This window comes from Pseudomonas emilianonis, from assembly GCF_023072625.1.
In the GTDB taxonomy this organism is placed as follows: Bacteria; Pseudomonadota; Gammaproteobacteria; order Pseudomonadales; family Pseudomonadaceae; genus Aquipseudomonas; species Aquipseudomonas paraveronii.
This window is the reverse complement of the sequence record NZ_JAKNRV010000177.1, coordinates 1-10,559: the sequence shown is the minus strand read 5'-3', so window position 1 is coordinate 10,559 and position 10,559 is coordinate 1. Positions and strand designations below refer to the sequence as shown.

The window sequence follows — 10,559 nt, the reverse complement described above, 5'->3', positions numbered from 1 at the left end:
CTTGCCCGCTGTACTGCGCGGGCGCCCCAGCGCTGCCATGCGCCGGGACCCGGGCTACCTGAGTCACAACGCCCAAAACGCCAGCATTGACCACCTGCGCGAATACCTGCTGGACGGCGAGATATTCCCGGTGACCGGAACACTTGAAATCAAGACCAGCCCGCCCGTGCGCTTCATCACCTTGTAAGGACACTCCATGATCGAGATTGAACGCGACCCGGCGACACGCCCCCTGTTCGAGCTGGTGACCCGTGAACTGGCACGGCCGGTAGGCCTAGACCTGCACGCACTGACCGAGGCGCTGATGGCGCAGTTCGGCGCAGGCATCTCGGCGATCCTGTTCTACGGCTCTTGCCTGCGCACACGCACCACCGATGAGGGGTTGATCGACCTGTACGTCCTGGTGGATCACTACCAGGACATCCATGCCTCCCGGCTCAGTCAATGGGCCAACGCCCTGCTGCCGCCCACGGTGTTTCTATTCACGGCCACTGATACCGCCGGCAAAACCCTGCGCGCCAAGTGCGCCATTCTCTCAGTGAGCGATTTCGAACAAGGCACCCATAGCTGGTTTCAAAGCTACCTGTGGGCGCGTTTTGCCCAGCCTAGCCGCCTGGTGTTCAGCCGCACGCCCTCCATCCAGCTGCGCGTGGAGCGAGCGGTGTGCCGCGCGGCCTTGCGCATGATCAGCGAAACGGCCCCCCTGCAAGCCCCCTTCTTCAACAGCGACACGTTCTGGACCCGCGCCTTGAGCTTTACCTACGGCACCGAACTGCGGCCCGAAAGCAGCGATCGCCCGGCACTGATCACCCAGCAGAATCAAGACTACCTCGCAGCCCTCCTGGTCGCGGCCGCCCAGGTCGATGGCGCCGGCTTTGTCGGGTCGACGACCGATGAGCTGTATATCAACCACAGCACCGCTGAACAGCAGCGACGCCAGGCGCGGCACTGGCGGACCCGGCGCGTGCAAGGCCGCGCATTGAACCTGGTGCGCCTGATCAAATCGCTGTTTACCGTCAAGGGCGCAGTGGATTACGCCATCTGGAAACTCGAGCGCCATTGGGGCGAGCCGATCAAACAACCGGAGCGGTTGCGCCGCTATCCGCTGGTGTTCTGCTGGCCGCTGCTGTGGAAGCTCTTGAAACAACGACCTCGTACATGAAACCAACAGGATATTTTCCATGACCGCTAGGAAGACGGCTTTGACCCCCAAGAAAAAACGCAAACATCGCCCCAGCGTCGCCATCGGCCTGTGGATCATCAAACGCCTTGAGAATCTGATACGGCGCAGCTCTACGGTGGGTAACACGCCGTTCTTTGATCCCGCCATCTTCGCCTGGGCCCGGGACCTGGAAGCCAGATCGGCGGTGATTCGCGCCGAGCTCGATGCCGTGCTACGCAACAGCGACGCCATTCCCAGCTTTCAGCAGATATCCAAGGACCAGGCCCGACTGACCCAGGACGACCGCTGGAAGACGTTTTTCCTCTACGGCTATGGCTACAAGATCGACGGTAATTGCGCGCAGTGCCCACAAACGACCCAGGTCATCGAGTCCATCCCGGGCATGTACACCGCGTTTTTTTCGATTCTCAGCCCCGGCAAGCACATTCCACCCCACCGTGGGCCTTACAACGGATTGCTGCGGGTGCACCTGGGGCTGATCATCCCGCAACAGGCCGAACAGTGTCGTATAGAGGTGGGTGATGAGGTCCGCCATTGGCAGCAGGACAGTTGCCTGGTATTCGACGACACTTACAAGCATCAGGTCTGGAACGACACTGACGAGCGACGCGTGGTGCTGTTCCTGGATGTGCAGCGGCCCCTGACATTACCAGGCCGGTTGCTGAACCGGGTGGTGCTCAAGTTGATCCAGTGGTCACCGTTCATACAGGACGCGCGCAGGAATCAGCAGAACTGGGATCGCGGGATCCTCAACCAGTAAATCATCGCCAATCAGGCTCCGGGGCTCCCCCGACGCCTGATTGGCGCGGTATCACGGTTTGCAATCAGGCTTGAGGGTGTCGAATCGCGACGCATCAACCAAGCCCACGTGTGTAAGCACATCACGCCCCAGCTTGACCGGCGAACCACCTTTGCCGCGGGTTTTCAGCATAAGGTCCTCGGCGTATACCTTGTCACCCAGGCACAGCGACATTCGCACCAACTGATGCTGACTGCTGCCAAAGGCGGTTTTGGATTTTTCGGTGCGCAGTACTTTCCTCTCCAGCGTCAAATCGCTCGTGCCCGTTAATGCGTGCATCACCGGTACACTGAAACGCGCCCAATTCTCGCCATTTTTCTGGAATAGGACGAGGTCATGAACTTCAATGGAAGACTTCGGCGAAGTGGGATTAAGTTCGACCTCTACACTCCCTTGCTCAGGTTGAATCAGCGCCTTTTCCTGCCAACCGAAAACGGCGGCCTGGGTCAATTGCGGAATAATCAATGCCAACATAAAGCTGCTTAAAACTGTGGTATAGCGACGCATTATTTCACCCGACGCAAATAGTAATTTCAAATTCTGCAACAATAAAGCCCAATAACTGGCGCCCCGTGTTCAGCGCACTTTATCATTAAGTCTGGCTTTACAATATTAAATTGTAGTCAGCGATAGCGTACACACGTACTGCGGCAAATTATTAACTTATTCGAAATACACTCTTTCACTTCGTTACATAGCTACTTCCATCGGCTGACTGTTAACGTCATGCGGCCCAGACAAAGCCTCAAGCGCCAGACTTACATGGCGACAAAGGCCCCTGACAATGCCTACCGTGATGAGGAAACTATGGAACCCGGCAGCTACCAACTGAGCGTGAGCGTGCTCATGCCCCTCGACAAAGCCAACTTCTCCGGCAATGTGCATGGCGGCGCGTTGTTGAAAATGCTCGACGAAGTGGCATTCGCCTGCGCCAAGCGTTATGCAGGCCGTTACGTGAGGCGCTGGGTGATCGCCGCTGCCACAGCGTAGAAGAAGGCCGAAGCCAGGGCCAGGCAGACGCCGAGCACGTAGTCGGCGCCGGTGGCCTGCCCACTGCCCTTGGCGGACACGATCAGCATCAGCCCGGCGAAGGCCAACAGCAGCCAGCCAACCTTTGCGGCGCTGAGCCGTTCAGCGAAAAACAGCACACCCAGACCGACCAGCATGAACGGCTGAACGTGGTAGACCACTGTGGCAATGGGTTTGCAAGTCACCCGGTTCTTCGAGCAACCCCAACAGCCGTTGCGGGTGATTCGCGCCAACGAGGGCATGACCACCTATGCCGAGACTGCCAATTACGCAGCGACACTGCTTGCCGATTGCCCGGCGGGAGTACAGCGCGACATCTACCGGCTTAAGGTGCAGCCCGGCGAAGTTCGGCTGTCTCAGCCTCACCCACCGGGAACCGTAGAGCACGTGGTGTTGTGCAGCGGCAGCGCCCATATTGGCCCGGCGAGCGGACCTGTGTTGCTGAACGCTGGCGACTACATCAGCTACCTGGCGAATGTGCCTCACGTGTTCGAAGCACTCGAGGCGGACACGACGGCGGTGATGGTGATAGAGCATCCCTGAGGTAGGTGCCATCAGCGGTCCATCTCAAGGCATGCTGACGGGCAACACTCATGCGTGGGTGAGGTACCAGCGCCAGTCCTGCTCTCCGACTTCAGCATTGAATTGACGGAACTCGCGCCATTTGATCGCCAGGAACACCTTCAGGAATTCAGCGCCCAGCGCCTCGCGTGCCCAGGTGGAACGCTCCAGTGCCTGCAACGCTGTCAGCCAGTCGGTGGGTAGAAAATCGGTCGCCTGTTCATAGCCATTGCCCACAATCGCTGCGCCAGGATCGCTTTGATGAGTGATGCCGTGGTGAATGCCCGCAAGTAATGCGGCAGCGGCGAGATAGGGGTTGGCATCGGCACCGCAGATGCGGTGTTCGATATGCCGGCTTATCGCAGGACCGCCGGGCACGCGGAACGACACAGTACGATTGTTGACGCCCCAGCTTTTGGCCAGCGGCGCGTAACTACCGGTCTGGAACCGGCGATATGAATTGGCATGGGGGCAAAATATCGCCAGCGAGTCAAACAAGGTCGCCATCATCCCGCCAATGGAGTGACGCAACAGCGGCGTGCCCTGTGGGTCTTCGCTCGCATACAAGTTGTAACCCTGCTCGTCGGCCAGGCTGACGTGCAAATGCAGACCGCTACCGGCCTGATCGCTGAAGGGCTTGGCCATGAAGCACGCTTGCAGCCCATGTTTGTTGGCCACGCCTTTGACCAAGCGTTTGTAACGGACGCCTTCGTCGATGGCTTGGAGTGCGTCGAAACGATGCTCCAGCGTCAACTCGACCTGGCCCGGAGCGTACTCCGAGATTGCTGTACGTACTGGCAGCCCTTGCAGCGCGCAAGCTGCGTAGAGGTCATCAAGAAAAGGTTGAAGCTGCTCCAGTTCGTATACGCCATATACCTGCGGTGCATGAGGGCGTACACCATTGGTCTGCAATGCAGGCTGCGGCCGACCGTTGACGTCGCGCTGTTGGTCCAGCAGGTAAAACTCCAACTCAACCGCCATTACCGGATGGAATCCATCGGCTTTCAGCCGCTCGATGGTGTTCACCAGTACATGTCGCGGGTCGGCCGGTGCGGCAGGAATACCTTGGGTCGGGTGCATGCTCACCTGCACTTGGCCGGTGGGATGGGTGCGCCAAGGTTGCAAGGTCAGGCTTCCCGGTAAAGGGTAGGTCCAGCAGTCGGCGTCAGCGACATCCCAGACCAAGCCTGTCTCGTCGACGTCTTCACCCTGCACGGTCAAGGCGAGAATGGAACTCGGCAGCGGCCGACCATTTTCGTAGATCGCCAGTAACTCGTCGCGATGCAACAGTTTGCCCCGTGGAACACCATTTGCGTCGATAAGGAACAACTCGATGCTCAGTACTTCAGGGTGGGCGGCCAGATAATCTTCGGCCTCTTTTTTATCAGCAAATTGCATGTCAAACCTCTTAGCGCTCATTCAAGCGACTTGGCAGTATTTGAGAAAAACGGGAGCGTCAAACATCCGGTTATGAAGGGATAACCCGCGCTCCAGGGATGGCAAGCAGTGTGGTCAGCGCGCTATCCAACTCTCCGATCAGCCTGTCGATATCGGCATCACTTGTCTGTGGACAGCACAGGGTCATGTTGTGAAAAGGCGTGATCAGGATGCCGCGGTTGATTAGATACAGGTGCAGCGCCATTTGAAGGCTGTCATGAAAAGCCGCCTCGGCTTGCGCGCCGGTTCTGGGCGAGGTGGCACAGAATTGAAACTCACAACGAGCCCCCAACTCTGTGACAGACCAGTTCAGTTGGTGCCGCTTGAACAACGCTCGAAATCCCTGTGCCAGTCTTGAGGCCAGGGGCAACATGTGCTGGTAGGCAGACTCTGTCATGACCTCTTCAAGACTGACGCGCATGCAATGCATCGCCAGTGCGTTGGCGGACAGCGTCGTTCCCATACCGCTGTGGCCATGGCCGCCGCCCTCTGCGCTCTTCTGCACGTCGCGCATGGCCAAGGCAACGTGCTCGGTTACGCCAAACACAGCGCAAGGCACGCCACCTGCGATGGGTTTACCCACCACGAAAAAGTCGGGTTTCAAATCCCATTGGCGAGTGCATCCACCGATGCCGGTAGAAATAGTGTGGGTCTCATCAATGATCAGCAAGCTGCCATATTTATGGGTCAACTCTCGGCACTTTTGCATGAATCCCGGATCGGGCAGGACCATGCCTATGTTCGTCATCGCCGGCTCGCACATCAGCGCGCACACATCGCCCTGGGCTAACGCAGCTTCCAGTGCGGCGACATCGTTGAAGGGGATAGATCGACTGTATTGGGTCAAGTCGTAGGCTTGGCCCACGAGACCTGAACGATGCACTGTTTTGCCGTCGCGGTACCGCACCATCACGTCATCCACCGTGCCGTGATAACAGCCGTCGAATACCAGCAACACATTGCGTTTGGTGATAGCTCGCGCCCAGCGCAGAACATAACGATTGGCGTCGGTAGCATTGGCGGTGACCTGCCAATAAGGCAGCCCAAATCGCTGAGCCAGCAACTCGCCGCAAACCACCGCGTCTTCGCCAGGCAGCATGGTGGTCAAGCCATTATTCGCCTGCTCGGCTATGGCACGGGCGATAGGATCGGGTGAATGGCCAAACATCGTGCCGGTGTCGCCCAGGCAAAAGTCAATGTACTCATGATCGTCAACATCGGTGAAGCGTGCCCCCTTGGCACGCTTGACGAAGAGCGGCGACGGCATCGACCAGTCGCTCATCCAGTGCATGGGAACACCGTTGAACAGATTCGCCTTGGCACGTTTGGCCAGCGCCATTGACGTTGGGTTGTTTTCTATAAAACGGGCACGCTCGGAGGCAGTAAAAGCAGCAACTGCTGATTCAGAAATTCCACTTCTCGACATGATCAAAACCCTATATTAACTATTACATTGATTAAAAGTCGTCGCCAGCCAGATAGAAAACAACCCATCGCCACATTCATTCCCCTATCGATTCGCGAATAGCCGGAAACAGCGCCCCAACAACTACAGCTCGGGCGTTTGCCATCAATATTTGTAGCGCGGATCAACTCTTACCTGGGTATATTGCAGTTAACGCAGAAAACCTTACTTTGGATTATTAATTTATCCCGCGGAACAACCTCATATTTAGAGGATAAACCGAAGTGATTTGAGATCAGGCTTGAGGTGCTTTGTTCTCGACCAGACAGTTCCCGCCATCCACCACAAGGACTTCACCCGTGATGTAACTGGCGTCAGGCGACGCCAGGAATGCAACCGCCGCCGCCACTTCGCGGGGGCTGCCCGCCCGCCCTATTGGGGTGAAGCGCCCCGCCTCTGCTTCAACGGGCGTGGTTGAACCGGTGGTGATCCATCCGGGAGCCACGCTGTTTACAGTAACCCCTTGCTTGGCGACTTCAAGTGCAAGTCCCATGTTCATACCAACCATCGCGGCCTTAGCGGCGCTATAAGCGGCTTCGCCCGGATTGCTCCCCCGGGTGCCCGTGGTGGAACTAATATTGACAATGCGCCCGTAACTTCGCGCGCGCATACCTGGCAAAACGGCTCGAGTTAAAAGAAACGCTGAGGTTAAGTTTCTTGCCAGTGAAAGATTCCATTCATGCAGTTCCATAGTTGCCAATTCCGAGAAAACCTCAGGGCTTCCTTGCATAGCCATACCGGCGTTATTCACCAGGATATCCACCCGCCCCCAGACGGACTCGGCCCATAGGCCGAATTCACGCACCTGGCTTTCATCGGTGAGGTCAGCTGGCCGACCTTCAACTTCAAACCCTTCGAGGCGTAGCTCCTTAACCCGATCCACGATGCGGCTGCTGCTGGCGGTGACGATCAACTTCGCCCCAGATGCACCCAGCCTGCGTGCGATCGCCATACCAATGCCAGCTTCACTTCCAGCACCACTGACCAGTGCCACATGCCCCATCAAATCGGTATTTAACATGGTGTTCCCCACGTACTTAATTTGTAATAGGAGTGGAAATTAGGCTAATGAATCTGATAAATAAAGACGATCATTATCAGAAAATCTGACAACCACGATGGCATTTACCAGCGAGTCACTTAAAATTTTCCTTTCGGTCGTGGACAGCGGCTCCTTTTCAGCCGCAGCCCGAAAGTTAGGCCGGGTTCCCTCCGCTATCAACATGGCAGTGTCACAGCTTGAAGCAGAGCTGGATCTGTTGCTTTTTGATCGATCAACCCGCAAAGCCATTCCGACCGCAGCCGCCAAAGCACTTGAGCCCCAGGCAAGACAGGTCGCGAGCCAGTTAAACCTGCTGGACGCGCATGCTCTCCAGCTTCATCAGGGGTTGGAGGGGCGCTTGGTCCTTGCGATGGCGCCGGAGCTACAAACAGGCGTGTGGAATCGTCCGCTGTCCATTATCGCCAAAGAGTTTCCCACGCTTGAAATCGAGATTCGCTCCGCGTCCCATCCGGAGGCGATTCGCATGCTCCATGAAGGACGTGTGCAATTGGCACTAGGATTTGAACGACCAGGGCTTGACGAGCGGGAGACGTTTCTTGAAGCGGGGAGCCAGTTGTTAGTCGCAGTTGCCTCTCCAGATCATCCTGCGGCCGCCGGCAAGAAAAGCCCTTTGGGTGAAGAGCAACTGGTGGACGTTCGGCAGATCATAGTTGCGACTGGAGGACCTACAGACTCTGACCCACGCGTTGTACTGTCGCGGCGGATTTGGCTCAGCGACAGTTATCTGGCAACGCTGGATCTGGTGCAGCAAGGATTGGGCTGGGCTTATCTTCCACAGCCGCTGGTACAACCGCTACTCACTTCGGGCGCATTGACGGAGGTGGTGTTTGACAACATGCCAAGTCGGATGCGGTTATGGGTCGACATCATCTGGGTAAAGAACCGACCTCTGGGGCTGGGAGCGCGTCGTTACCTGAGTCTGATGCGCGAAATTGCCGAGGGCGAGCCTCGTCGTACTTGAGAAGTACACAATTTTTGGGGGGGTTAGTGGCCACCAACGGCCTCCTCTGGCGTGACGCGCCCCATCAACCTCTCACGCATCGCAGGTGTCGTCCTCGAGGTCAACCCAAGGTTCTTTAGCCAGGACGCCTTGCAGCGCATGGCGGCATCCTCCAGTTGCCGCCATGCGTTGCTGACTCAAGGTCTCAAGGGCTCAGCAGATTCTCGGCAATTGTTCACCCGACAACCAGTCCACCACCCTGCGCCCGCCGAATCGGGTCTGCATCTGCACAAAACCGTGCGCGTCTTGAAGGACCGTGCCGATACGCGCCGCATGTTCGCCCAAAGGGTTGCGGCGCATGCAGTCGAGCAGCGGCTGGGCGTCTTCTTCGGCGCAGATTGCGATCAGCTTGCCCTCGTTGGCGATGTACAGCGGGTCCAGGCCCAACAGTTCGCAGGCGGCTTCGACCTGCGGCTGCACAAGAATCGCCGCTTCGTCCAACAGCATGCCGACGCCGGATTGACCCGCGATTTCGTTCAGCGTGGTCGCCAAACCGCCTCGGGTCGGGTCGCGCAGTACGCGCAGGCCGGGAGCGACCGCGAGCATCTGCGCCACCAAGCCATGGAGTGCCGCACTGTCAGAGAGGATTTCGGTTTCGAACGCCAGCCCTTCTCGCTTGGACATGATCGCCACACCATGTTCGCCGATGCTGCCGGACACCAGGATCGCATCGCCGGGACGTGCGCGATGCCCGCCGGTGTCGACCCCGTTGGGGATAATGCCGATGCCGGTGGTGCTGATGAACACGCCGTCGCCACTGCCGCGTTCCACGACTTTGGTGTCGCCGGTGATGATCGGCACCCCGGCTTCGCGGGAGGCGCGGCCCATCGATTCGACGATGCGCTTGAGGTCGGCCAGGGCAAAGCCTTCCTCGATGATGAAGCTGGCTGAGAGATAGAGCGGCCGTGCGCCGCCCATGGCGACGTCGTTGAGGGTTCCATGCACGGACAAACTGCCAATGTCGCCACCGGGGAAAAACAGCGGCGACACCACGTGCGCGTCGGTGGCCATGACCATGCGTTCGCCGGGTTTGAGTTCGACGCTGAAGGCGGCGCCATCGTTGCCCTGGCGCAACCACGGGTTGTCGAACGCAGCAACGAACAGCTCTTCAATCAGTTGCGCCGAAGCACGACCGCCAGCACCGTGGCCCATATCGACCACGCCGTCGCGAAAATTGAGGGGGCGTACATAACCGCGTTTTACGGGAGAGCGGCCGGTCATACTGCAACAACCTCGATGTCTTTATAGCGCCCGTAGGCATAGTGAGCGGCGCAGGCGCCTTCGTTGGAGACCATGCACGAACCCATGGGGTTTTCCGGGGTGCATACGCTGCCGAACAGGCGGCAGTCCGTGGGCTTTTTCTGGCCGCGCAGGATCGGCCCGCATTCGCAGGCTTTGTTATCGGCCACGGCGCGGTAATGCAGGTTGAAGCGTTTTTCTGCATCGAAGGCGGCGAATTCCGCGCGAATGCGCAAGGCGCTGAACGGCACCTCGCCAAGCCCGCGCCATTCAAAGCTCTCACGCAGTTCGAAGATTTCGTCCATCAATGTCAGGGCGGCGCTGTTGCCATTGCGGCCCACGGCGCGGACGAATTCGTTTTCGACTTCGGCGCGCCCTTCGTTGACCTGGCGCACCAGCATCAAAATCGCCTGTATGACGTCCAGCGGCTCGAAACCGGCAATCACCACCGGCTTGCGGTATTGGCGGGCAAACTCGGCGTAGGGTTCGGAGCCAATGATGATGCTCACATGCGCCGGGCCGACAAAGCCGTCCAGTTCCACCGCCGCCGCATCTTGCCCGGGGGCGGCAAGGATATGCTCGATAGCGGCCGGGGTCAGGACATGGCAGCACAGCACGCTGAAGTTTTTCAGGCCGCGAGCGGCGGCGTCGCGGATCACCAGCGGGTACAGGGTGCCGAGCAGGATCATCGACGCGGCCACCACCAACACCAGGTTATTGCCCAGCAGCAAGGTTTCCCGCGACCACAGGTTGAAGCCGACCTGGCTCTTGACCACCGGCGCG

At 58.4% G+C, this 10,559-nt stretch carries 10 protein-coding genes and 4 pseudogenes; 6 read left to right on the top strand and 8 right to left on the bottom strand.

Annotated elements, in window-relative coordinates; translation table 11 throughout:
- From L9Z73_RS17740 to L9Z73_RS17730, 3 genes and pseudogenes are all read left to right on the top strand, one after another.
- A pseudogene (locus L9Z73_RS17740) lies at positions 1-187 on the top strand (hypothetical protein); the annotation flags it as partial.
- 9 nt (positions 188-196) lie between these two features.
- Positions 197-1,162, top strand: coding sequence for a hypothetical protein (locus L9Z73_RS17735; RefSeq protein WP_247403474.1), 966 nt, complete (start codon positions 197-199; stop codon positions 1,160-1,162).
- Between the two features lie 19 nt (positions 1,163-1,181).
- Entirely contained in the window at positions 1,182-1,943 is a 762-nt protein-coding gene (locus tag L9Z73_RS17730; RefSeq protein ID WP_247403471.1) for an aspartyl/asparaginyl beta-hydroxylase domain-containing protein, read from the top strand.
- 51 nt (positions 1,944-1,994) lie between these two features.
- On the opposite strand, the gene L9Z73_RS17725 is transcribed toward L9Z73_RS17730, so the two are convergent.
- Positions 1,995-2,489, bottom strand: a complete 495-nt coding sequence (locus L9Z73_RS17725) for a RimK/LysX family protein (protein ID WP_247403468.1) — start codon at positions 2,487-2,489, stop codon at positions 1,995-1,997.
- A 300-nt stretch (positions 2,490-2,789) separates the two neighbouring features.
- Between L9Z73_RS17725 and L9Z73_RS17720 the strand changes: the two are divergent.
- Positions 2,790-2,939 (top strand): annotated as a pseudogene (locus L9Z73_RS17720) (hotdog domain-containing protein); the annotation flags it as partial.
- On the opposite strand, the gene L9Z73_RS17715 reads toward L9Z73_RS17720, so the two are convergent.
- Complete coding sequence (locus L9Z73_RS17715) at positions 2,933-3,196, bottom strand: hypothetical protein (RefSeq protein ID WP_247403466.1); 264 nt, start codon at positions 3,194-3,196, stop codon at positions 2,933-2,935. The pseudogene L9Z73_RS17720 and the gene L9Z73_RS17715 sit on opposite strands and share 7 nt — an antisense overlap.
- Between L9Z73_RS17715 and L9Z73_RS17710 the strand changes: the two are divergent.
- Positions 3,177-3,554 (top strand): annotated as a pseudogene (locus tag L9Z73_RS17710) (cupin domain-containing protein); the annotation flags it as partial. The gene L9Z73_RS17715 and the pseudogene L9Z73_RS17710 overlap by 20 nt on opposite strands.
- A gap of 48 nt (positions 3,555-3,602) precedes the next feature.
- Here the strand turns inward: L9Z73_RS17710 and L9Z73_RS17705 are convergent.
- The 3 genes from L9Z73_RS17705 to L9Z73_RS17695 all read right to left on the bottom strand — a co-directional run bounded on the left by L9Z73_RS17705 (position 3,603) and on the right by L9Z73_RS17695 (position 7,495).
- Positions 3,603-4,970 (bottom strand): glutamine synthetase family protein, encoded by a 1,368-nt coding sequence (locus L9Z73_RS17705; protein WP_247403463.1) that lies wholly within the window; start codon positions 4,968-4,970, stop codon positions 3,603-3,605.
- A 70-nt stretch (positions 4,971-5,040) separates the two neighbouring features.
- Positions 5,041-6,435, bottom strand: coding sequence for an aspartate aminotransferase family protein (locus tag L9Z73_RS17700; RefSeq protein WP_247403459.1), 1,395 nt, complete (start codon positions 6,433-6,435; stop codon positions 5,041-5,043).
- 274 nt (positions 6,436-6,709) lie between these two features.
- Positions 6,710-7,495 carry an SDR family NAD(P)-dependent oxidoreductase gene (locus L9Z73_RS17695; RefSeq protein ID WP_247403456.1) on the bottom strand — a complete coding sequence of 262 codons (786 nt, stop codon included), beginning with the start codon at positions 7,493-7,495 and terminating at the stop codon, positions 6,710-6,712.
- A gap of 97 nt (positions 7,496-7,592) precedes the next feature.
- On the opposite strand from L9Z73_RS17695, the gene L9Z73_RS17690 reads away from it, so the two are divergent.
- Positions 7,593-8,498, top strand: coding sequence for a LysR family transcriptional regulator (locus L9Z73_RS17690; protein WP_247403452.1), 906 nt, complete (start codon positions 7,593-7,595; stop codon positions 8,496-8,498).
- A gap of 192 nt (positions 8,499-8,690) precedes the next feature.
- Here the strand turns inward: L9Z73_RS17690 and hypE are convergent, their stop codons facing one another.
- From hypE to L9Z73_RS17675, 3 genes and pseudogenes are all read right to left on the bottom strand, one after another.
- Positions 8,691-9,758 (bottom strand): hydrogenase expression/formation protein HypE, encoded by a 1,068-nt coding sequence (gene hypE, locus L9Z73_RS17685; protein WP_247403449.1) that lies wholly within the window; start codon positions 9,756-9,758, stop codon positions 8,691-8,693.
- Complete coding sequence (gene hypD / locus L9Z73_RS17680; RefSeq protein ID WP_247403477.1) at positions 9,755-10,393, bottom strand: hydrogenase formation protein HypD; 639 nt, start codon at positions 10,391-10,393, stop codon at positions 9,755-9,757. Before hypD ends, hypE begins: the two co-directional genes overlap by 4 nt.
- Before the next feature lie 36 nt (positions 10,394-10,429).
- Positions 10,430-10,559, bottom strand: a pseudogene (locus L9Z73_RS17675) (cytochrome c-type biogenesis CcmF C-terminal domain-containing protein); the annotation flags it as partial.